Genomic DNA, 21,797 nt, shown 5'->3' with positions numbered 1-21,797 from the left:
GGGTCGGCGGGTCCCGGTGCGCCTCCCTAGGATGGGGGCCATGCCTGAGATCTCCCGTGACGAGGTCGCCCATCTGGCGACCCTCGCCCGGATCGACCTGTCCGACGCCGAGCTCGACCACCTCGCACCGCAGCTGTCGGTGATCCTGGAGTCGGTCGCCTCGATCAGCGGCGTGGCCGGCGACGACGTCGCTCCGACCTCGCACCCGCTGCCGCTGGTCAACGTCTTCCGCGACGACGTCGTCCGCCCGAGCCTGACCCCCGAGCAGGCGCTGTCGGGCGCCCCGGCCGCCGAGGAGCAGCGCTTCATGGTCCCGCGCATCCTGGGGGACGAGCAGTGAGCGACCTGACCCGCCGGTCCGCCTCGGACCTGGCCGACGCCCTCGCCGCGGGCGAGATCACCTCCGTCGAGCTGACCCAGGCCCACCTCGACCGCATCGCCGAGGTCGACGGCGCCGTCCACGCCTTCCTGCACGTCGACGCCGAGGGCGCGCTGGCCGCGGCCGCCGAGTCCGACGCCCGGCGTGCCGCCGGCACCCCGGCGTCCGCGCTCGACGGCGTGCCGATCGCCGTCAAGGACGTCCTCACCACCACCGGCCTGCCCACGACGTGCGGCTCGAAGATCCTCGAGGGCTGGATCCCGCCCTACGACGCCACCGTCGTCGCGCGCCTCAAGGCGGCGGGCCTGCCGATCCTCGGCAAGACCAACATGGACGAGTTCGCGATGGGCTCCTCCACCGAGCACTCCGCGTACGGCCCCACCCGCAACCCGTGGGACCTCGACCGCATCCCCGGCGGCTCCGGCGGCGGCTCGGCCGCGGCGCTGGCCGCCTTCGAGGCGCCGCTGGCGCTCGGCACCGACACCGGCGGCTCGATCCGCCAGCCCGGTGCCGTCACCGGCACCGTCGGCGTGAAGCCCACCTACGGCGCGGTCTCGCGCTACGGCCTGGTCGCGATGGCCAACAGCCTCGACCAGGTCGGCCCGGTCACCCGCACCGTGCTCGACTCCGCGCTGCTGCAGGAGCTCGTCGGCGGGCACGACCCGCTCGACTCCACCTCGATCGTCGACACCCTGCCCTCGCTCGTCGACGCCGCCCGCCAGGGCGCGGCCGGCGACCTCTCGGGCCTGCGCGTGGGCGTCATCCGCGAGCTGTCCGGCGAGGGCTACCAGGACGGCGTGCTCGCCCGCTTCCAGCACGGCGTCGACCTGCTCGTCGCCGCCGGCGCGGAGGTCGTGGAGGTGTCCTGCCCGAGCTTCGTGCACGCGCTGGCCACCTACTACCTGATCATGCCGTGCGAGGTCTCCAGCAACCTCGCCAAGTTCGACGCCATGCGCTACGGCCTGCGCGTCCAGCCGGCCGGCATCGACTCCCCGAGCGCCGAGGAGGTCATGCGGGCCAGCCGCGACGCCGGCTTCGGCGACGAGGTCAAGCGCCGCATCATCCTGGGCACCTATGCGCTGTCCAGCGGCTACTACGACGCCTACTACGGCACCGCGCAGCGCGTCCGCACCCTCATCAAGGGCGACTTCGACGCCGCCTTCGGGCAGGTCGACGTGCTTGTCAGCCCCACCTCGCCCACCACCGCGTTCAAGCTCGGCGAGAAGCTCGACGACCCGCTGGCGATGTACCTCAACGACCTCGCCACGATCCCGGCCAACCTCGCCGGCGTCCCCGGCATCTCGCTGCCGGCGGGCCTGGCCGACGACACCGGCCTGCCCGTCGGCTTCCAGGTGCTCGCGCCCGTCATGGCCGACGACCGCCTCTACCGCGTCGGCGCCGCCCTCGAGGCCGCGCTGGAGTCCGAGTGGGGCGGGCCGCTGCTGGCCCAGGCCCCGGCCCTGGAAGGAGCCACCCGATGAGCGGCGCCACCGAGACCCTCGTCCCGTTCGAGGACGTCCTCGCCTCCTACGACCCCGCGCTGGGCCTCGAGGTCCACGTCGAGCTCAACACCGCCACCAAGATGTTCTGCGGCTGCTCGACGGTCTTCGGCGGCGAGCCGAACACCCAGGTCTGCCCGACCTGCCTGGGCCTGCCGGGCGCGATGCCGGTGGTCAACGGCACGGCGGTGGAGTCGGCGATCCGGATCGGCCTGGCCCTGAACTGCTCGATCGCCGAGTGGTGCCGCTTCGCCCGGAAGAACTACTTCTACCCGGACATGCCGAAGAACTTCCAGACCTCCCAGTACGACGAGCCGATCTGCTTCGAGGGCTGGATGGACGTCGAGGTCGACGGCGAGACCTTCCGCGTCGAGATCGAGCGCGCCCACATGGAGGAGGACACCGGCAAGTCCACCCACGTCGGTGGCGCGACGGGCCGCATCCACGGCGCCGACTACTCGCTGGTCGACTACAACCGCGCCGGCATCCCCCTCATCGAGATCGTCACCAAGCCGATCGTCGGGGCGGGGGAGAAGGCCCCCGAGGTCGCCCGCGCCTACGTCCAGCAGCTGCGCGACCTCATCGTCGCGCTCGGCGTCTCCGAGGCCCGGATGGACCAGGGCAACCTGCGTGCCGACGTCAACCTCTCGCTCTCGCCGAAGGGCAGCGGCGTGCTCGGCACCCGCACCGAGACCAAGAACGTCAACTCCTTCCGCTCCGTCGAGCGGGCGGTGCGCTTCGAGATGCAGCGGCACGCCGCGATCCTCGGCGGCGGCGGATCGATCCTCCAGGAGACCCGCCACTGGCACGAGGACACCGGCATCACCACCAGCGGCCGGGAGAAGTCCGACGCCGAGGACTACCGCTACTTCCCCGAGCCCGACCTCGTCCCGGTCGCGCCCTCGCGCGAGTGGGTCGAGCAGCTGCGCGGCACCCTGCCGGAGAACCCGACCCAGAAGCGGGCGCGCCTGCAGGCCGCCTGGGGCTTCTCCGACCTCGAGATGCGCGACACCGTCGGCGCGGGCGCCCTCGGCCTGGTCGAGGAGACCATCGCCGCCGGCTCCGCCCCGCAGGCGGCCCGCAAGTGGTGGCTCTCCGAGCTGGCCCGTCGGGCCAACGACGCCGGCGTCGAGCTCCCCGAGCTCGGCGTGACGCCCGCCCAGGTGGCGGCCGTCCAGGCGCTCGTGGACGCCGGCTCCCTCAACGACAAGCTCGCGCGCCAGGTCTTCGACGGCCTCATCGCCGGCGAGGGCACGCCGGAGGAGATCGTCGCGGCCCGCGGTCTGGCGATCGTCTCCGACGACGGCGCCCTCTCGGCGGCCGTCGACAACGCGATCGCCGCCAACCCCGACGTCGCCGACAAGATCCGCGACGGCAAGGTCGCCGCGGCGGGCGCGCTCATCGGCGCGGTCATGAAGGAGATGCGCGGCCAGGCCGACGCCGGCCGGGTGCGCGAGCTGATCCTCGAGAAGCTCGCCTGACCAGGGACCGATCCCGGCTCCGATCCCGGCTCCGTCCCACGGCCCCCGTCCGCACCCCGGTGCGACGGGGGTCTCGTCTTGCCGCTCCCGCCCCGGGCGGCACGGCCGGCGAACCGGGGTAGAGTCCGCAGCGACACATCCACAGACCACGCCCGTGGCGAGGGGAAGCCGGTCCAAGTCCGGCGCTGACCCGCAACCGTAGGCCGCTCTCCTGCTCGGACAGGGAGCGGCGAGCCGGACCGCCTCCCATGACGCGTCCTGATCCCACGCTGTCGAGGAAAAGCAGCGGGCGGTCGCGCCGGTCCCGGCGTCCACGTCCGCTGTGCAGCGGAAAGGACCACCATGACCGCCACCCCGCGTCGCCGCCTCGCGACGCTCGCCTCCGCCGTCGTCGCGCTCGCGACGGCCGCCGCTCTCGTCCCCGGCGCCGCCGATGCCGACGTCGCCGCCGGCACCGCCGCCAACTCCCGCAACGACGCCTACGGCTGGCTCGCGCGGCAGATCAACGCCGACGGCGTGGTCTACAACGCCCAGTACGACTTCACCGACATCGGCCTGACGATCGACACCGTCAGCGCCCTGCGCGGCTCGGGCCGCTTCGCCGGCACGATCGCCCGCGCCGACCAGGCGCTGCGCGCCAACGCCGCCTCCTACGCCGGGTCCACCGGCGGTGCCGCGAAGCTGGCCGCCTACGCCACCGACGCCGGCCTCGACGCCACCTCCTTCGGCGGCGTCGACCTGGTCGCGAAGGTCGAGGGCGCCATCGCGACCTCCGCGCCGATCGCCGGTCGTCTGCAGCAGAGCGAGAACGACTACAACAACGTCCTCACCCAGGCCTACGCCGTCGAGGCGCTCGCGCGCTCGAAGTCGGCGAGGACCCGCTCGGCGATCTCCTTCCTGGTCCAGCAGCAGTGCTCCAACGGCGCCTTCCGCGAGTCGCTGACCGCCGACAAGACCGCTGCCGAGCAGGGCTGTGTCGACGGCGCCGCGGGCAGCGAGGCCAGCACCGACGCCACCGCCATCGCCGTCCTGGCCCTCCTCGACGCGCCCGGCTACTCCAGCCTCACGCGCCCGGCGCTCACCAAGGCCCGCCGCTGGCTGATCGACCACCAGTGGGCCTCCGGCGCCTTCACGCAGGGCACCGGCAAGGGCGTCAACACCAACTCCACCGGCCTCGCCGGCGCCGCCCTCGGCGCGCTGCAGGCCTGCGGCCCGGCCTCCGACGCCGCGCGCTACGTGTACGGCCGCGAGGTCGAGCGTGGCCTCAGCGGCCCGCTCAGGACGCAGGTCGGCGCCATCGCCTACGACGGCACCGCGCGTCGCATCGGCAGCAGCGAGGGCATCACCGTCGAGACCCGCGACCAGTGGCGTCGCGCCTCGGCGCAGGCCGCGCCCTCGCTGGAGAACCTGCGGGTCATCGAGTGCCGCTCCTGAAGCGCCTCGGCGCCGTCGCGGCCCTCGTGGTCACGGCGGCGCTGACCTCCGTCGGCGTCGGGGCCACCCCGGCGTCGGCGGCGGCCTGCTCGGACGCCGGCGGCATCACGGTGGTCGTCGAGGCTAACTCCCTCGGCGGCACCGACGTCGCCTGCGTGTCGGCGTCCGCCCCGACGCTGGCCTCCGCGCTGTTCCCGAACGCCGGCCACCCGCTCACCTACGCCCAGCAGCAGCCGGGCTTCGTGTGCCGGGTCGACGCCGTGCCGGCCGACGCCGGCTGCCAGCAGGCCTCCCCGGCCTCGGCCTACTGGGGCCTGTGGTGGAGCGACGGCACCGACGGCTCCTGGACCTACAGCTCCCTGGGCGCCCGCTCCCTGCGCGTGCCCCCCGGCGGCTCGGTGGCCTTCGCCTGGGACGACCGCTCCGGTCAGGTGCGTCCGGCCACGTCGGCGCCGCGCACCCGCACCAGCGCGGGCTCCGGCTCGGGCGGTTCGGGCAGCGGCTCCGGCAGCGGTACGAGCAGCGGCTCGGGCAGCGGCTCGTCGGGCGGCTCCTCGAGCGGCGGCGGCTCGACGTCCGGCGGCGGCAGCACCGCTCAAGGCAGCACCGGCAGCACCGGCAGCGGCACCCGCGGCACGGGCTCGCCCTCGCGCGCGGCCTCGCCGAGCGCGTCGTCCTCGACGTCCGCCTCGCCCTCGGCGTCGCCCTCCGCCAGCGCGACGAGCTCGCCGAGCCCGTCGGACGCCTCGCCGTCCGCGGCCGCGACCCTCGCCGCCGACCCCGACGCCTCGAACGCCTCCTCCGACGCCGCCCAGCCCGCCGCCGACGGCTCGGGCCTGCCGGTGTGGGTGGCCCCGCTGCTGATCGTGGCGGCCCTCGGCGTGGGTGGCGTGGTCGTGCTGCGCCGCCGTCGCGGAGCCTCGTCGTGAGCGCGCCGCGGCTGGCCCGAGACCTCCACCCCGCCGCCTGGTGGGCGTGGTCGATCGGGCTGGCCGCGGCCGCCTCCTTCACGACCAATCCGCTGTCCCTGCTGCTGCTCGTCACCGCGGCCTGGCTGGTGGTCGTCGCGCGCCGGGGCGACCAGCCCTGGGCGGCGTCGTTCCGGCTCTACCTGCTCATGGGCCTGGCCATCGTCGTGCTGCGCGTGGCCTTCCGCCTCGTGCTCGGCGGCTCCTACCCGGGCCTGGTGCTGGTGGACCTGCCGACGGTGCCGCTGCCGAGCTGGGCCGCCGGCATCACGCTGCTCGGCCCGATCACCCGCGAGTCCGTGCTCTCCGGCCTCTACGACGGCATGCGCCTGGGCGCGATCGTCGTGTGCATCGGCGCGGCGAACGCGCTGGCCAACCCCAAGCGGCTGCTGCGCTCGGTGCCGCCGGCGCTCTACGAGGTCGGCACCGCGCTCGTCGTCGCCGTCACCGTCTTCCCGCAGTTCGCCGAGAGCGTGCGCCGGGTGCGCGCCGCGCAGAGCCTGCGCGCCGGCGCCACCGGACGGATCGGCCGGCTGCGTCGCTTCCTCGTGCCCGTCCTCGAGGACGCCCTCGACCACTCGCTGGCGCTGGCCGCCGGCATGGACGCCCGCGGCTACGGCCGCGCCGGCGAGCGCAGCCGCGCCGAGCGCCGGCGCACCGGCGCGCTGCTGCTCACCGGGCTGATGGGCCTGTGCCTGGGCGTCTACGCCACGCTCGACGGCACCCTGCCCGGCTGGCTCTCCCACCCGGCGCTCCTGCTCGGCGTGCTGCTCGCCGCCGGCGGTCTGCTCAGCGCCGGCCGCTCCGTGCAGCGCACCCGCTACCGCCCCGACCCCTGGGGCTGGCCCGAGACCGGCGTCGCCGTGGCCGGCGTGCTCGCCGCCGCGCTGATGCGCCACGCCAGCCTCCACGAGACCTCCATCGCCTACCCGGGCCTCGCGAGCGTCCCCACGATCAGCCTCCTGGTGCTCGCCGCCGTCGGGGCCGCGCTGGCCGGTGGCCTGATCAGCCCGCCGGTGCGTCGCGCGGAGGTGGCGGCGTGATCGAGCTGCGCGAGATCACCGTCGGCTACGACGGCGCCCCCATCCTCGACGGCGTGAGCCTGGAGGTCGGCGAGGGCGAGCTGGTGCTGGTCGCCGGCCCCACCGGCGTGGGCAAGTCGACGCTCCTGGGCGTCGTCACCGGGCTGGTGCCGCGCTTCTCCGGCGGCGTGCTCCACGGCGACCTCCTCCTCGACGGCGCCTCCATCGTCCGCACGCCCCCGCGCGACCGCGCGCACGTCATCGGCCACGTCGGTCAGGACCCCGCCCGCGGCTTCGTCACCGACACCGTCGAGGAGGAGCTGGCCTACGGCATGGAGCAGCTCGGGCTCCCGGCGGCGACGATGCGGCGCCGCGTCGAGGAGGCCCTCGACCTGCTCGGCATCGCCGACCTGCGCGCTCGCGACCTGCGCACCCTCTCCGGAGGCCAGCAGCAGCGCGTCGCGATCGGCTCGGTGCTCACCATGCATCCGCGGCTGCTCGTGCTCGACGAGCCCACCTCGGCGCTCGATCCCACCGCGGCCGAGGAGGTGCTGGCCACCCTGACCCGCCTCGTCCACGACCTCGGCGTCTCGGTGCTGCTGGCCGAGCACCGGCTCGAGCGCGTGGTGCCCTTCGCCGACGCGATGTGCCTGCTCGACGGCACCGGCGGCCTGCGCGTCGGCGACCCCGCGGACCTGCTGCTCGACTCGCCGGTGGCGCCCCCGCTCGTCGAGCTCGGCCGGGCCGCCGGCTGGCGGCCGCTCCCGCTGAGCGTGCGCGACGCGCGGCGCAAGGTCCGCGGCCTGCCCGACGGCTGGGGCGAGCGGGTGCTCGCGGCGCTGCCCACCGACGCCGCGGAGGTCGCGGCGGGGGAGGGCGAGCCGGTGCTCGAGGCCCGCGAGGTCACCGTTGCGCACGGCTCGGTCGTGGCGCTGCGCGAGGTCGACGTCGCGCTCGTGCCGGGGCGCGTCACCGCCCTCATGGGCCGCAACGGCGCGGGCAAGTCCACGCTGCTGTGGACCCTCCAAGGCACCCGCGAGCGCCGCAGCGGACGGCTGCGCGCCGACGGCGTCGACCCCGCTCGCGTCGAGCCCGGACGCCGCCGCCACCACGTCGGCCTGCTGCCGCAGAACGCCGCCGACCTGCTCTACCTCGAGACCGTCGCCGAGGAGTGCGCCGCCGGCGACGCCGGCACCGGCGAGTGCCGGGCGCTGCTGGAGCGCCTGGTGCCCGGCATCCCCGACGACGTCCACCCGCGCGACCTCTCCGAGGGCCAGCGCCTGGCGCTGGCGCTCTCGCTGGTGCTGGTGGCCCGGCCCCCGGTGCTGCTGCTCGACGAGCCCACCCGCGGCCTCGACTACGCCGCCAAGCACGCCCTCGCGCAGATCCTGCGCGACCTCGCCGCCGACGGCCGCGCCGTCCTCGTGGCCACCCACGACGTCGAGTTCGTCGCCCAGTGCGCCGACGACGTCGTCGTGCTCGCCGAGGGCGAGGTCGTCTCCTCCGGGCCGGTGCGCCGGGTGGTGGCGGAGTCGCCGGCCTTCGCGCCGCAGGTCACCAAGGTGCTCGGGCCGCCGTGGCTGCGGGTCGACGAGGTGCTCACCGCCTGGGAGTCGGCGTGAGCGGCATCCGCCCCGTCGCCGTCCCGCTCTCGCGTCGCTCGGTGGCCACGCTCGCCCTGGCCACCCTCGGCGGGCTGATGATGTTCCTGTGGCCGCTGCTGCTGCGCGTCGAGCCGACCGCCAGCGGCCAGCCCACGCTGCAGCCGCCGTTCCTCTTCCTGCTCCTGCTGCCCGTGCTGGTCGTCGTCGTGCTGGCCGAGGTCAGCGAGGGCGGCCTGGACCCGCGGGTGCTGGCGATCCTGGGCGTGCTGGCGGCGGTCAACGCGCTGACCCGCGCGCTCTCGCCGGGCCTGGCCGGCATCGAGCTGGTCTTCTTCCTGCTCGTGCTCGCCGGGCGGGTCTTCGGGCCGGGCTTCGGATTCGTGCTGGGCGCCACCTCGCTGTTCGCCTCCGCGCTGCTGACCGCCGGCGTCGGGCCCTGGCTGCCCTACCAGATGCTCTGCGCGGCCTGGGTCGGCATGGGCGCGGGCCTCCTGCCCCGGCGGGCGCGCGGACGCGCCGAGATCGCGCTCCTCGCGGGCTACGCCGTCGTCGCCGCCTACGTGTTCGGCGCGCTGATGAACCTCTCCAGCTGGCCCTTCGCGCTCGGCGTCCAGGTGCCCGGCCACGCCGGCTCGCTGGCCTACGTCGCCGGAGACCCGATGCTCGACAACCTGCGGCGCTTCGGGCTCTACACCCTGCTGACCTCCACCGGCGGCTGGGACACCATGCGCGCGATCGCCAACGCCACGGCCATCGTCGTGCTCGGGCCGGCCGTGCTGGTGACGCTGCGACGGGCGAGCCGGCGGGCGCTGGTGGTCGGCCGGGTCGTCGGCTCGGTGGTCGACGCGGCCACGCCTCAGGCGCCGTCGACCGGATCGCCGGTGCCGGCGTCGACCCGCACGGTGCGCCGGCCCGAGGTCAGCAGCAGCACGTCGTCGCCGAGCGAGGTCAGCGCGTCGACCGAGGAGCGCGCCAGCTCGTAGGCCACGGGGTTGCCGGCGCGGGCGCCGTCGACGTCGAGGCGCCACACCCGGCCCGTGGACGTGCCGACCCACACGTGACTGGCCGTGACCAGCAGCGAGGTGGGACGCGCGTCGTCGGCCCAGGCCGTGACCGGCGTCAGCGTGAGCGGACCGGTGGGCGCTCCCTCGGGCAGGCTGGCGACGCCCAGGCGCAGGCTGCCGCCGTCGGCGACGACGCTCCACACGCGGTCGGTGACGTCGCTGGGGGGCGTGGCGGGCACCTCGGCGCCGTCGGCGACGAGATCGGCTGCGTCGACGGCCACGGGCGCCCCGCCCGCGGTCAGGCCCACGGCGTCAGGGGCGTCGACGACGTCGGTGAGCCGCGCCCGAGTGCCGGTGCCGCCCCAGGTGACGACGCCCGTGCGGGCCGGCTGGCCGACCGAGCGCCACAGCACCACCGCGCGGCGCGCCGATGCGTCGGGCACGACGACGTCGCGAGGGGTGCCCGGGAGCGCGACGAGGCGCTGCGGACCACCGGCCAGGCGGAGCAGCTCGTCGGGGTTGGCGGTGGCCAGCACGGTGCCGGTGCGCGCCGCCGACGTGGCGGCACGGACGCCGGAGAGCCCGGCGCCGGCCGGGCCGATCACCGAGGGGTCGCGGTCGCCGGAGGGCAGGACGGGGGCGTCGCTGCTCTCCTGCGAGGGCCCCGAGGCGTCGGCGGACGGGCTGCTCGACGTGCCCGGCGCCAGCGTGGTGACCTCGACGTCGGAGCGGGTGCCCTCGGCCAGGCAGCCCGAGAGACCGCCGGTCGTCACGACCAGGCCGGTCGCGACGGCCAGGGCGGCGCGCCTCATCCGACCGTGCTGAGGAAGTCGAGGAGGAGGTCGTGGACGACCTCGGGCTGCTCCATGGCGATGAAGTGGGTGCCGTCGAGCTCGGTGAAGCTGGCGCCGGGGATGCGGGCGGCGGCGCTGGCCATGTCGCGCGAGCCGGCCAGGACGTCCCACTTGCCGGCCACGAAGGCGACGGGCACCCGGATGTTGCGCAGCGAGACCCGCGCGTGCTCGGAGGTGCGCAGCGCCAGGTGGAAGTACCAGTCGAGCGGGGTGGTGAGGAACTCCTGCACCGCGACGGCCGCGAGGTCGGGGTCGGGCACGGGCAGCATGAAGCCGCTGTGGCTGATCATCCGCACCGCGCGCTCGCCGATCGGCAGCCGGGAGGCGATGGGGGTGAGCGCGGGCCCGGCCAGGCGCAGCGCCCGCGAGGCGTTGACGGTGATCGCCCGCGCCAGCGCGTGCGGCAGGTGCAGCGGGCCGAGCATGGTGGCGAAGGTGTCGCCGGGGACGCCGGCCACCGCGAAGAGGCCAGCGACGCGCTCGGGGTGGCGGAAGGCCAGCTCGAACATCGTGTTGACGCCCATCGACCAGCCCATCAGCACCGGGCGCTCGAGACCGAAGTGGTCCATCACCGAGAGGCCGTCCTCGACGAACTCCTCGATGCCGCAGCGCTGCGGGTCGGCCGGGCGGGCCGAGCCGCCGACGCCGCGGTGGAACCACGAGACCACGCGCACCGAGCAGTCGGGCTCCAGCAGCGCCGGCCAGGTCCAGGGGTTGGTGCCCAGGCCGTTGCACAGCAGGACCGTCGGCCCGGTCTTGGTGCCGTCGGGGTCGTTGGTCCAGGCGCGCAGGCGCGTGCCGTCGTCGGAGAGCACGTGGTGGAAGCCGAGCGAGGCGTGGCTGGCGGCGCGCGCTGCGGAGGTACGCATGGGCCGATTCTGCCTGAGCGCGTCGTCGGCGGGGGCCGGCGTCCGCGATGGGTGCGGCGCCCGGGCGGCCCGCGGCAGGCTCAGCCCGACGCGGCCTGGTCGCCGTCGGCCAGGTAGGCCTCGACGTCCTCACGCTGCGCGCGGAGCACGGCGAGGCGTCCGGTGGCCATCTCGGCGTTGCGCCGCGCGATCCGCTGCGACTCCACCGACCACCGCTCCACGGCCGTGCGCACGACGCGGACGGCCTGACGGGCGGCCCGCGGGGGCCGGACGGCGGCGGGAAGCACGCGGGGGGTGAGCGACATCGGGACTCCGGGGGGGTGTGGTGCGGTGGTGCTCCTCCAGGCTAGCCCCGCGGACGAGCCGTGCCGTCACGCCGAGGTGACGGTGGGATGGAGCGGGGCGTCCGGGTCGACCGGCGCGATCGCGCGGGCCCCGGCGCGGGTGGCGCCCGCGCTGGCCACGACGACGCACGCGATCGCCAGCCACTGCCACGGGCCGAGCCGCTCGCCGACGACCACCAGGCCGGCCAGCGCGGCGGCCGCGGGCTCCAGGCTCATCAGGACGCCGAGGGTCGCCGGGGCGAGGGTGCGCAGCGCGATGAGCTCGAGGGAGTAGGGCACGACCGAGCTCATGACGCCGACGAGCGCGCCGAGCACGAGCACGTGCCAGGCCGTGAGCTCGCCGGGGGAGCCGAGCAGCACCAGCGGCAGCAGCAGCGCCGCGGCGACGGCGCTGGCGACCACCAGGCCGTCGAGGCCCTCCCAGCGGCGTCCGGTGTGGGCGCTGAGCAGGATGTAGGCGGCCCACGCGCCGCCGGCGAGCAGGGCGAACCCGACGCCGGACCACGTCAGCGACGCGCCGTCGAGCCCGAGCAGGGCGACGCCGACGCCCGCCAGCCCGACCCACGCGAGGTCGCGGGCGCGGCGCGACCCGAGCACGGCCACCAGCAGCGGACCGGTGAACTCCAAGGTGACCGCGACGCCCAGCGGGATCCGGGCGAAGGACTGGTAGATCGCCCAGTTCATCGTCGCCAGCGAGAGCCCGAAGCCGATCGCGACGGCCCAGTCGTCGCGGGTGCGTCCGCGCAGCCGGGGCTGCGCGATCGTCAGCAGCACCAGCAGCGAGGCGGTCAGCCGCAGCCACACCAGGCCGGTGGGGGAGACCTCGTCGAAGATCCGCTTGGCGATCGAGGCGCCCACCTGCACCGAGACGATGCCGATGAGCACGAGGATCACCGGCCGACGCATGGGGACACCGTAGGCGAGCGCTCGGGCCTCCTCCCGCGCAGGCCGACCGCGCACCGGGATCGCGGGCCGTCACGTCGGGCGCGCGGTCTACGCTGACGTCCATGACCGGCCCGGACGACTCCGCCCAGCACGACCTCAAGCCCCGCTCCCGCGACGTCACCGACGGCCTCGAGCGCGCCGCGTCGCGCGGCATGCTCCGCGCCGTCGGCATGGGCGACGACGACTGGGAGAAGCCCCAGATCGGCGTCGCGTCGAGCTGGAACGAGATCACCCCCTGCAACCTGCCGCTCGACCGGCTCGCGAAGGCCGTCAAGAACGGCGTCCACGCCGCCGGCGGCTACCCGCTCGAGTTCGGCACCATCTCGGTCTCCGACGGCATCTCGATGGGCCACGAGGGCATGCACTTCTCGCTGGTCTCCCGCGAGGTCATCGCCGACTCCGTCGAAGTCGTCATGAGCGCCGAGCGCCTCGACGGCTCGGTGCTGCTGGCCGGCTGCGACAAGTCGCTGCCCGGCATGCTGATGGCCGCCGCGCGCCTCGACCTCGCCAGCGTGTTCCTCTACGCGGGCTCGATCATGCCCGGCAACGTCGACGGCAAGGACGTCACGATCATCGACGCCTTCGAGGCCGTCGGCGCGTGCCTGGCCGGCAAGATCAGCCGCGAGGAGGTCGACAAGATCGAGCGCGCGATCTGTCCCGGCGAGGGCGCCTGCGGCGGCATGTACACCGCCAACACGATGGCCGCCGTCGGCGAGGCGCTCGGCATGTCGCTGCCCGGCTCCGCCGCGCCGCCGGCCGTCGACCGCCGCCGCGACGGGTTCGCCCACAAGTCCGGCGAGGCCGTCGTCGGCATGCTGCGCAAGGGCATCACCGCCCGCCAGATCATGACGCTGGAGGCCTTCGAGAACGCCATCACGGTCGTCATGGCCCTCGGCGGCTCCACCAACGCCGTGCTGCACCTGCTGGCGATCGCCCGCGAGGCCGGCGTCCCGCTCACCATCGACGACTTCAACCGCGTCGGCGACAAGGTCCCGCACCTGGGCGACCTCAAGCCGTTCGGCAAGTACGTCATGAACGACGTCGACAAGATCGGCGGCATCCCGGTCGTCATGAAGGCGCTGCTCGACGCCGGCCTGCTGCATGGCGACGTCCTCACCGTCACCGGGCGCACGATGGCCGAGAACCTCGCCGAGATCGCCCCGCCGCCGCTCGACGACGACGTCATCCGCAGCCTGGAGCGTCCGATCCACCGCACCGGCGGCCTGACGATCCTCAAGGGCTCGCTGGCCCCCGAGGGCGCGGTGGTCAAGAGCGCCGGCTTCGACGAGACCGTCTTCCGCGGCACCGCCCGGGTCTTCGACGGCGAGCGCGCCGCCATGGACGCCCTCGCCGAGGGCCGCATCGTCGCCGGCGACGTCGTGGTCATCCGCTACGAGGGCCCCAAGGGCGGCCCGGGCATGCGCGAGATGCTCGCCATCACCGGCGCCATCAAGGGCGCGGGCCTGGGCAAGGACGTCCTGCTGCTCACCGACGGCCGGTTCTCCGGCGGCACCACCGGCCTGTGCGTGGGCCACGTGGCGCCCGAGGCCGTCGACGGCGGCCCGATCGCGTTCGTCGCCGACGGCGACCCGATCGTCCTCGACGTCGTCAACCGCACCCTCGAGGTCGAGATCGCCGACGACGAGCTCGCCCGCCGTCAGGACGGCTGGCAGCCGCTGCCGCCGAAGTACACCTCCGGCGTCCTCGGCAAGTACGCCCGCCTGGTGTCCTCCGCGGCCCACGGCGCCGTCACCGGCTGATCCCGCACGCCGCGCCCGCCCGGCCCCCACGTAGGGTCGGGCGGGTGAGCGAGCCGACCATCACCTCGACCTGGGACTTCCTCTTCTCCTGGCTGCTGATCGGGGTGGAGCGCGCCGAGCGTCGCTTCGCCGCTGCGCAGACGCCGTCGGGCGGCCCGGCCGTCGCGGTGTTCTCCCAGGAGGACCTGGCCCGCGAGGCGATGCCCACCGACGTCTTCGACATCCAGGTCATCACCGCCCGCGATCTGCTGCAGATGATGCCCGCCGACGTCGCGATCGTCGTCGACCCGGGCGCCGAGCACCCGATCCTCATCGAGCCCGACCAGGTCGTCGAGCTGGGCCGGCTCACCGAGCCGTTCCCCGAGGGCGTCCGGGCCGAGCTCGCCCTGTGGCCCGACCTGCCCGACCACGTCGGCCGCGAGGTCGCGACGCGGGTGGCCGAGGTCGCCGGCGCGGGCCGAGTGTGGGCGCTGTCCTACACCCTCGCCGACAGCCCGCGGCTGGGCTGCCTGGTCTTCGAGGCCGACGGCGAGGAGTCCCGCGAGGCGGCCGGCGAGGCGATCGTCGCCGCGCTCGCCGCGGCCGAGGAGGCCCGTGCCGTCGAGGGCCTCGAGGTCGCCACCGTCAACATCGTGCCGCTCACCGACCTGCCCGACGAGCTCGTCGAGGCGCTGCCCGACGAGGCGCTGCTGACCGTCTGACCCGCAGGGGTTTGAGCGGCCCCTCCACCGGGGATCTGGTGATAGCGCCGGTGGGAGCCGGCGCATGTGCCCGCACGTCTCGGAGGAGGACACCATGGCCGATCGGCTCTCGGTCGACGTCGCCGGCCTCAGCGCCGCCTCGACCTCCATGCGCACGGTGGCCGACGGCCTCGACGCCACCCACGGCGATGCTCGCCAGGGGGAGTCGGTGGTCGGCTCCAGCGACCTCGCCGACGCCCTGAGCGACTTCGAGGACCACTGGGACGACGGCCGCGGTCGCATCAAGGACAACATCGAGGGCATGACCAAGGCCCTCGACGACTCCCACAAGGCCTACGCCGACGCCGACGTCCAGCTGCGCGATGCCCTGAAGAAGGACCAGCACCAGGTCGTCGACCACCGGGGTGCCATGTGAGCAGCACCGGCACCGGTCCGGCGATCGCGGGTCTCGAGGGTCGCCTCGGCTACACGATCCTCGTCCCGGACAGCTGGTACGAGCTCGACCTCCACCCGCCCACCCGGGAGGAGTCGATCCGTCGGCTCGTCGTGGAGCGGCTCGACGACCCCGAGCAGCGCGGCGGTCTGCAGCGGCTCCTGCTCGAGCAGGCCCGTCAGGCCCGCGACTCCGGCGCCACCTACTGCGCGTCCTTCTCCTTCCCCACCGACGCCGGCCCGGTCACCGGCTCGGTCATGGTGAGCCTCCACGACGACCCGGCCGACGGCGACCTCGAGATCCTGGGCGAGGCGTTCCGGCCCGTCCCGCGCAAGCCCGCCGCCGACGGCTCCGAGGTCGACCTCGAGCCGTGGACCGACGTCGCGCCGATCGAGATCGGCGAGCGCCGCGCGGTGCGCAGCAGCGGCATCAGCGACACCCCGCTCGGCGAGGGCCGGTGGCTGCGCAACGTCTCGATGGTCACCGTCGTGCCGCTGCCCGAGCACCGCCGGGCCTTCATGATCACCTGCAGCTCTCCCGTCGTCGCGCTCGCCGACGACCTCCTCGACCTCTTCGACGCCGTCACGGACTCCTTCCGCGTGGTGTCGCTCGACGACTCGGCGCCCCTGGAGGAGCGATGACCCGACCCACCGACTGGCAGTCCGTCCTCGGCATCCCCGACCCCACCCCGGGCGACCCGTACGAGGTCCGCGCGATGGCGCGTCGCTGGGGCCAGGTCTCCGACGCCGCCGAGCTCGCCGAGGGCAAGCTGCGCGGCTTCCTCGGCGACGGCGCCGTCACCAGCTGGATCGGGGACGCCGGCGACGCCTTCCGCAGCCACTCCTCCGACCTGCCCGGCCAGCTCGGCAAGGCCAAGGACTCCTACCGGCTCGGCTCCGAGGCGCTGTCGTGGTGGGCGGGTCGGCTGGAGATCCACCAGCACGACGCCGACCGCGCGCTCGAGCAGGGCCGTCAGGCCAAGATCGACCTCGAGGCCGCCCAGGCCCGGCTGGCCGACGCCACGCACGGCGTCTCCGCGGCCGCCGGCGTCGACGTCCTGAGCCCGTCGGCCGCCTACGCCGCGCACCCGCCGACCTCCGAGCAGATCACCGCCGCCCGCGGTCGCCTCGAGGCCGCCCAGGCCGCGCAGTCGCGCAGCGAGGGCCTGGTCAGCGACGCCCGCTCCCGCCTCGACGCCGCCCGTCGACTCGCCGAGGAGGCCGGCTCGCTGCGACGCTCCGACGGCCGCACGGCCGCCCAGCGCGTCCACGAGGCCGCCGACGCCGGCATCAAGCCGCGCTCGCGCTGGCAGAAGATCAAGGACGGCCTGGCCAAGGCCTGGGACATCCTCATCACCATCGCCAAGGTCGTCGTCGCGGTGCTCGGCGTCGTGGCGCTCATCATCGGCGGGCCGCTGGCGTGGGTCGTGTTCGCGGCGGCGCTCCTGGTGCTCGCCGACACCCTCGTGAAGTACTTCAAGGGGCAGGCCTCCGCGCTCGACGTGCTGCTGGCCGCGGTCTCGTGCATCCCCGGCACCAAGGGCCTGACGACCCTCGCGGCGCTCAAGGGCGCGTTCCAGGCCGGAGGCGTCATCGGCGCCGTCGCGCACGTCGCCACCGCCGGGCTCGACGCCATGAAGGCGCTCAAGACGCTGCCGACGATGGCCAACGACATCCGCAAGGGCCTCGTCCCGAGCATCAAGGCCGCGGTGGAGGTCCTCGGCGAGGGCACCTCGACGGTCAGCCCGTCGCTGCGCACCACGCTGCGGGAGATGAGCAGCGCGTTCTCCCAGAGCATGGGGGAGTCGCGCAGCCTGCTCACCGAGGCCCGCAACTGGCAGGGCAGCGGCTCGTTCCCCGGCGTCGACGACTACTCGGTGGTGCGCCTGCAGCCCGGCACGAGCCTCGAGGTCGGCTTCCCCGGCGTCAGCAACTACTCGATGCCCGGTGGCACGGCCGCGGCCAACGGCCACTCCGCCTCGGGGGTCTGGGAGGGCGTGCAGGTCGGCCCGCAGGACCTCGCCTCGGCTCACCCCGGCTACCGTGGTTCGATGGTCGAGCTGCACGTGAACAACCCCACGAACATGGCCACGGGCACCACCCTGGCCAACCCGGAGTACGGCGCGGGCGGCACCACGCAGTACTTCGCGGACCTCAAGGCGCACATCGCCAACGGCAACATCTCGGTGCTCGACCACGCCGGTCAGCCGATCGCCATGCCGCACGGCATCACGCCCGACCAGGTCAACGGCCATCTCGGCTCGGTGCTCGGCGGCTCGGGCACGATCAGCCTGCACGGCGCCGGCAGCTGGAACCCCGGCATCCTCACCCAGCAGCAGGTCGCCGCGACCACCGGTCACCTCGGCTCGGGCGCGAACGCCCCGGTCCCCACGATGCACGAGCTGAACACGATCCTGCGCGGCGCGGGCTACGTCTCCACCGGCGCCGACGTCGTGGGCGCCCGATGAGCGCGCCGGTCTTCGCCACGCGCTGGCAGTTCCTCTTCTCCTGGCTCCTCATCGGCGTCGACCGCGGCGACGGCACCTGGGCCGGCGGTCCCCAGCCCGACGGCACCCCGTCGGTGGTGGTGTGGACCGATCCCGCTCTGGTCGACGCTCCCAGCGAGCGCTTCCAGGTCGCCCAGATGACCGCCCGGCAGCTGGTCCAGACCCTGCCGCCCGGCGTCGGCGTCACCGTCAACCCGGGGCGCGAGGACGGCATGCTCGTCGACGCCGCCGAGATGGAGCGGCTGCGCGGGCTGTGCCACCCGTTCCCGGGTGGGCTCCCGATCGAGTTCAAGACCTGGACCGACCTCCCCGCCTCCGTGGCGTCGGGGGTCGTCGCCGCCGTCGAGGCCCGCCCCTTCATCACCGAGGTGCGCGCCTTCCTCTACACCGTCGGCGACAGCCCCTACCTCGGCTGCCTGGCCTACGAGGCCGAGGGCGGCGAGGAGTCGCAAGAGAGCACCACCGCCGAGCTCCAGCGGGTGCTCTCCGCCAGCACCGACCTCGCCACGCTCGACGTCGCCACCGTCAACATCGTCGGCCTCGTCGACCTTCCGACCGGCGTGCGCGACGACCTGCCGCCGGAGACGCTGCTCTATCGTCGGTGACCTGATGGTCGCCTCGTTCCTCGCCGACGTCGCCGCGCACCTGCAGGCTCAGGGGCACCGCGTCGATCACCACTTCCCGGACGGCGGCCCGCGCGGGGAGCCGCCCACCTACCGGCTCGACGGCGCGCTCGACCGCGCGGAGATCGAGGCGAGGTTCGACCTCGGACCTCTGGCGCGCTGGGGCATCCTGCCGACGCGGGGCTGGTGCCTGACCGACCTCGCCACCTGGACATGGCTGGAAGGCGCGACACCGATGGCCGCCTGGCCGCCCGCCGCGCGGGGCGAGGTGGCCGGACGCGTGCGGATCGGCTGGCCCGACCAGGAGCCCCGGCTCGTGCGGGAGCGGCCGGTGCCCACGCCGCAGCAGGAGCTGGCCGTGCTCGAGGGCCGGCTGGACGGGGCCGAGCTGGTGGCGGAGCTGGGCGGCCAGTCGGCCTGGGGCGTCGTCACGCCGCGCGAGGGCGTCTCCCCGGCACACCTGCGCGCGTCGCTCGCCGCGCTCGTGGGCGCGATCGGAGACGGGACCGGTCGTCCCGAGGACCTTCCTGCGTGGCTCGGCGACGCCAGGGTCGACGATCGCGACCAGGCCTGGTGGGACCGCTGGGCCGCCAGGGCCGGCGAGCCGATGGAGCCGAGCGAGCGGAGCCTGCTGCGGGCCGAGGCGCACTGGACGCGGGACCACCTGCTCCAGGCGCTCGCGCCGGGCCAGCGCACCTGGTGGGTCGCGCAGGCCGTCGACGTGCCGGACGGACTCGCGCTGCGGGTCGTGACCGCCGCGAGCCACCTGAGCAGCTCGCTCGCCTGGCCTCTCCATCAGGCAGGAGCCGTGGACTGTCGACGCGCCGCTCTCCCGGAGGGTGCCCTCGACGTGCCCGACCGCTGGGTCTCCGCGTCCGATCCGGGCCCTGACGGCCTCCTCGTCGCCGAGGCCCATCGGCTGCTCGGCCTGCCCGACCGGCTGCCGTTCCGCCTGACCACCGGCGGCTTCTGGGAGCACGCGGTCGATCGTCGGCTCGCGCTCGACGCGAGCAGCACCCCGGCCCCGGGCGTCCAGGTCTCGCCCCGCGCAGTGGGCGGCCTGCATGTCGACGGCAGCCAGATCGTCGGCACCGACGCGCCCCGTGCCGCGCAGCCGAGCAGTGGGCGTCGTCGACGCTGGTGGTCGCGATGAGCGCGGCCGGGTACCCACCCGTGCCCGATCGCACGGCCATGGGCTTCCTCGCCGACGTCGTCGAGCTGCTGGAGGACGCCGGCCACGAGGCGCGCGTCGAGACACCCCTCGCCGACGTCCGCGGGGACGCCCCGCGCTGGTCCTTCGTCGGCGGCGTCGAGCGCGCCTGGCTGGAGGAGCGCGTCGACCTCGGCCCGCTGGCCGGATGGCGGCGCAGGCCGACCGGGCACTGGGACCTCGTCGACGTGTCGAGGCCCGGATGGGGCTGGCCGACGATCACCGGCTTCGGCGGGCGGATGCCGCTCCCGGATCCCGCCCCGGCCGGCCGTCGACTCCTCGCGTCGGCCAGCCAGGAGCCGCGGCTGCGGCGCGCCTACCCCGTCCCGACCCGCAGGCACGAGTGGGCCGTCCTGGCCGGCGAGGTCGACGGCGCGGCCGAGGTCGTGCGGCTCGGCGGACACCTCAGCAGGCGGGTCCTGCGTGCTCGGTCAGGGTCCGCGGGCGCGCTGCGGGCCAGGCTGCGTCAGGCGTTCGACGCGCTGACCGGCTCGGGTCCGGTCCCCGACTGGCTGGAGGCCGAGCCGTCCCATCCCGGGGAGAGCGCCGAGCCTGCCTCGTGGACGGTCGCGCGGCTGCGACGCGCCTGTGCGCCGGGGGAGCGCACCTGGTGGATCGCCCAGGTGGCCGAGGTCGACGACCTGCTCGCCCTGCGGACCTTCGGCGTCCCCTCGGCTTCGACGCCGTGCTGCTCGAGGTGATCGAGCGGGCCGGCGGCGAGGCCGTCTCGACCGTCCCGCCCGAGGTGGGGACGGCGTTGCAGGTGCCGCCCCGACACGTGGGTCGTGGCTCGGTCCACGCCGGCCCTGACGAGCAGCTGGTCCGCGACAGCGCCCCCGTGATGGGCCTCGGCGTGGACGGCGACGTCGCCTTCGAGCTCGTCGACGAAGGCACCTGGGGCACGTGGGTGCACCGCCTCCCGCGGCCGATCCCCGACCGTGACGACGTGCGCGCCCTGCGCGGCTATCGGCTCCGGCGCGACGGCGTCACGATCTCCGCGGGGGCCTCGCGGTTCGAAGGACCTCCGCCTGCCGAGCCCGGCTCGGCGCAGCGACCTGCGCGTCGAGGCTGGCTCCGGCGCGGCTGAGCCCCGGCCCGGCGGACGGCTCATGGCGTGACAGGATCGGACGCGATGTCCGAGACCGACCCCACGTCCCGTCTCCAGCCGCCCCGAGCGCCCAGCACGCTCACGCCGGTGGCGGTCGTCCTGGCCCTGCTCGTCGGGCTGATCGCGCTGGCCGGCGGCGTCGAGCACCTCGGTCGCCACGGCGACGACGGCGCCGCCCCGGCCGCGGCGCCGGCGGCGCAGCCGACCGGCGACCGGCGAGGGTCGACGGCCACGCGGCCCTACCGCCTGCCCGGCGGCGGCACGCAGATCTTCGGCAGCGGCCGGTTCCTGGTGGCCTACTACGGCACCGCCGGCACCGGGGCCCTCGGCGTGCTGGGGGAGGATCCGCCCGCGGTGATGCACCGCCGGCTCGAGCGGGCGGCGCGGCCCTTCGCCGGGCGGGGGCGTCCGGTGGTGCCGGTCTACGAGCTCATCGTCACCGTCGCCGACCGTCATCCCGGGAGGCGGAAGGTGCACAACCACGACATCGCCCGGTGGCGGGTCGAGCAGTACGTCCGCGCCGCCCGCGTGCACGGCGCGCTCCTGCTCCTGGACCTCCAGACCGGCCAGGACGACTTCCTCACCGCCGCCCGCCGGTGGGCGTGGGCGCTGCGCGAGCCGCACGTCGGCCTGGCGATCGACCCCGAGTGGCGGATGCCGGCCGGTGTCGCGCCCGGCAGCCGGATCGGCAGCGTCGGGGCCGCGGAGATCAACCGCACCTCGGCCTGGCTCAGCGCGCTGGTGCGGCGCGAGCGGCTGCCGCAGAAGCTCTTCGTCATCCACCAGTTCCGCACCGCCATGGTGCGCGGCATCGCGCAGGTGCGACGGCGTCCGGGACTGGCGATGGTGCAGCACGTCGACGGGTTCGGCACGCGTCGCGACAAGCTGGCGACCTACCGCGCGGTGGCGCGTCCGCGGCAGTTCACGATGGGCTTCAAGCTCTTCTACGACGAGGACGTGCGCCGCATGGGCGCCACCACCGTGCGCGCGATCCGGCCGCGGGTCCGCTTCGTCAGCTTCCAGTGACGAGCCGCCCCCGCGGCCGGGCCGCGT

General features: G+C 75.0%; 21 protein-coding genes. 18 read left to right on the top strand and 3 right to left on the bottom strand.

The window, feature by feature from the left end; genetic code table 11:
* The first annotated feature begins 40 nt into the window (after positions 1-40).
* From gatC to ACZDWJ_RS02155, 8 genes are all read left to right on the top strand, one after another.
* Entirely contained in the window at positions 41-340 is a 300-nt protein-coding gene (gene gatC / locus ACZDWJ_RS02190; RefSeq protein ID WP_463519276.1) for an Asp-tRNA(Asn)/Glu-tRNA(Gln) amidotransferase subunit GatC, read from the top strand.
* Positions 337-1,860, top strand: coding sequence for an Asp-tRNA(Asn)/Glu-tRNA(Gln) amidotransferase subunit GatA (gene gatA, locus ACZDWJ_RS02185; RefSeq protein ID WP_463519275.1), 1,524 nt, complete (start codon positions 337-339; stop codon positions 1,858-1,860). Before gatC ends, gatA begins: the two co-directional genes overlap by 4 nt.
* Positions 1,857-3,359 carry an Asp-tRNA(Asn)/Glu-tRNA(Gln) amidotransferase subunit GatB gene (gene gatB / locus ACZDWJ_RS02180; RefSeq protein WP_463519274.1) on the top strand — a complete coding sequence of 501 codons (1,503 nt, stop codon included), beginning with the start codon at positions 1,857-1,859 and terminating at the stop codon, positions 3,357-3,359. Before gatA ends, gatB begins: the two co-directional genes overlap by 4 nt.
* A 342-nt stretch (positions 3,360-3,701) precedes the next feature.
* On the top strand, positions 3,702-4,793 hold the full coding sequence (locus ACZDWJ_RS02175) for a hypothetical protein (RefSeq protein WP_463519273.1): 1,092 nt from the start codon (positions 3,702-3,704) through the stop codon (positions 4,791-4,793).
* Positions 4,781-5,722, top strand: a complete 942-nt coding sequence (locus ACZDWJ_RS02170) for a hypothetical protein (protein WP_463519272.1) — start codon at positions 4,781-4,783, stop codon at positions 5,720-5,722. Before ACZDWJ_RS02175 ends, ACZDWJ_RS02170 begins: the two co-directional genes overlap by 13 nt.
* On the top strand, positions 5,719-6,804 hold the full coding sequence (locus ACZDWJ_RS02165) for an energy-coupling factor transporter transmembrane component T family protein (protein ID WP_463519271.1): 1,086 nt from the start codon (positions 5,719-5,721) through the stop codon (positions 6,802-6,804). The genes ACZDWJ_RS02170 and ACZDWJ_RS02165 overlap by 4 nt, the downstream gene beginning before the upstream one ends.
* Positions 6,801-8,405, top strand: coding sequence for an ABC transporter ATP-binding protein (locus tag ACZDWJ_RS02160; RefSeq protein ID WP_463519270.1), 1,605 nt, complete (start codon positions 6,801-6,803; stop codon positions 8,403-8,405). The genes ACZDWJ_RS02165 and ACZDWJ_RS02160 overlap by 4 nt, the downstream gene beginning before the upstream one ends.
* Entirely contained in the window at positions 8,402-9,370 is a 969-nt protein-coding gene (locus ACZDWJ_RS02155; protein ID WP_463519269.1) for an ECF transporter S component, read from the top strand. Before ACZDWJ_RS02160 ends, ACZDWJ_RS02155 begins: the two co-directional genes overlap by 4 nt.
* Before the next feature lie 829 nt (positions 9,371-10,199).
* Here ACZDWJ_RS02155 and ACZDWJ_RS02150 read toward each other — a convergent pair.
* The 3 genes from ACZDWJ_RS02150 to ACZDWJ_RS02140 all read right to left on the bottom strand — a co-directional run bounded on the left by ACZDWJ_RS02150 (position 10,200) and on the right by ACZDWJ_RS02140 (position 12,364).
* Positions 10,200-11,114: an alpha/beta fold hydrolase gene (locus ACZDWJ_RS02150; RefSeq protein ID WP_463519268.1), complete on the bottom strand. Its 915-nt coding sequence runs from the start codon at positions 11,112-11,114 to the stop codon at positions 10,200-10,202.
* A gap of 80 nt (positions 11,115-11,194) precedes the next feature.
* Positions 11,195-11,419, bottom strand: a complete 225-nt coding sequence (locus tag ACZDWJ_RS02145) for a hypothetical protein (protein ID WP_463519267.1) — start codon at positions 11,417-11,419, stop codon at positions 11,195-11,197.
* 66 nt (positions 11,420-11,485) lie between these two features.
* Positions 11,486-12,364: an EamA family transporter gene (locus tag ACZDWJ_RS02140; protein ID WP_463519266.1), complete on the bottom strand. Its 879-nt coding sequence runs from the start codon at positions 12,362-12,364 to the stop codon at positions 11,486-11,488.
* 101 nt (positions 12,365-12,465) lie between these two features.
* Between ACZDWJ_RS02140 and ilvD the strand changes: the two genes are divergently transcribed.
* The 10 genes from ilvD to ACZDWJ_RS02090 all read left to right on the top strand — a co-directional run bounded on the left by ilvD (position 12,466) and on the right by ACZDWJ_RS02090 (position 21,770).
* Positions 12,466-14,163 (top strand): dihydroxy-acid dehydratase, encoded by a 1,698-nt coding sequence (ilvD, locus tag ACZDWJ_RS02135; RefSeq protein WP_463519265.1) that lies wholly within the window; start codon positions 12,466-12,468, stop codon positions 14,161-14,163.
* Positions 14,164-14,207: 44 nt separating this feature from the next.
* Positions 14,208-14,864, top strand: coding sequence for an SseB family protein (locus ACZDWJ_RS02130; protein WP_463519264.1), 657 nt, complete (start codon positions 14,208-14,210; stop codon positions 14,862-14,864).
* A gap of 94 nt (positions 14,865-14,958) precedes the next feature.
* Positions 14,959-15,279 carry a type VII secretion target gene (locus ACZDWJ_RS02125; RefSeq protein ID WP_463519263.1) on the top strand — a complete coding sequence of 107 codons (321 nt, stop codon included), beginning with the start codon at positions 14,959-14,961 and terminating at the stop codon, positions 15,277-15,279.
* Positions 15,276-15,938 carry a type III secretion system chaperone family protein gene (locus ACZDWJ_RS02120; RefSeq protein WP_463519262.1) on the top strand — a complete coding sequence of 221 codons (663 nt, stop codon included), beginning with the start codon at positions 15,276-15,278 and terminating at the stop codon, positions 15,936-15,938. Before ACZDWJ_RS02125 ends, ACZDWJ_RS02120 begins: the two co-directional genes overlap by 4 nt.
* Positions 15,935-17,764 carry a putative T7SS-secreted protein gene (locus ACZDWJ_RS02115; protein ID WP_463519261.1) on the top strand — a complete coding sequence of 610 codons (1,830 nt, stop codon included), beginning with the start codon at positions 15,935-15,937 and terminating at the stop codon, positions 17,762-17,764. Before ACZDWJ_RS02120 ends, ACZDWJ_RS02115 begins: the two co-directional genes overlap by 4 nt.
* The gene (locus ACZDWJ_RS02110; RefSeq protein WP_463519260.1) at positions 17,761-18,408 is read left to right on the top strand and encodes an SseB family protein; all 648 of its coding nucleotides are present in this window, start codon (positions 17,761-17,763) and stop codon (positions 18,406-18,408) included. The genes ACZDWJ_RS02115 and ACZDWJ_RS02110 overlap by 4 nt, the downstream gene beginning before the upstream one ends.
* Before the next feature lie 4 nt (positions 18,409-18,412).
* Positions 18,413-19,579: a hypothetical protein gene (locus tag ACZDWJ_RS02105; RefSeq protein WP_463519259.1), complete on the top strand. Its 1,167-nt coding sequence runs from the start codon at positions 18,413-18,415 to the stop codon at positions 19,577-19,579.
* A 20-nt stretch (positions 19,580-19,599) separates the two neighbouring features.
* Positions 19,600-20,337, top strand: a complete 738-nt coding sequence (locus ACZDWJ_RS02100; protein ID WP_463519258.1) for a hypothetical protein — start codon at positions 19,600-19,602, stop codon at positions 20,335-20,337.
* Positions 20,322-20,723: a hypothetical protein gene (locus tag ACZDWJ_RS02095; RefSeq protein ID WP_463519257.1), complete on the top strand. Its 402-nt coding sequence runs from the start codon at positions 20,322-20,324 to the stop codon at positions 20,721-20,723. Before ACZDWJ_RS02100 ends, ACZDWJ_RS02095 begins: the two co-directional genes overlap by 16 nt.
* 45 nt (positions 20,724-20,768) lie before the next feature.
* A complete protein-coding gene (locus ACZDWJ_RS02090; protein ID WP_463519256.1) occupies positions 20,769-21,770 on the top strand; it encodes a hypothetical protein in 1,002 nt (333 codons plus the stop codon).
* Positions 21,771-21,797 lie beyond the last annotated feature (27 nt).

The organism is Nocardioides sp. B129/18 (genome assembly GCF_055282735.1).
Note: the sequence above shows the minus strand (reverse complement) of the source record. Positions and strands in the feature narration are given on the sequence as shown.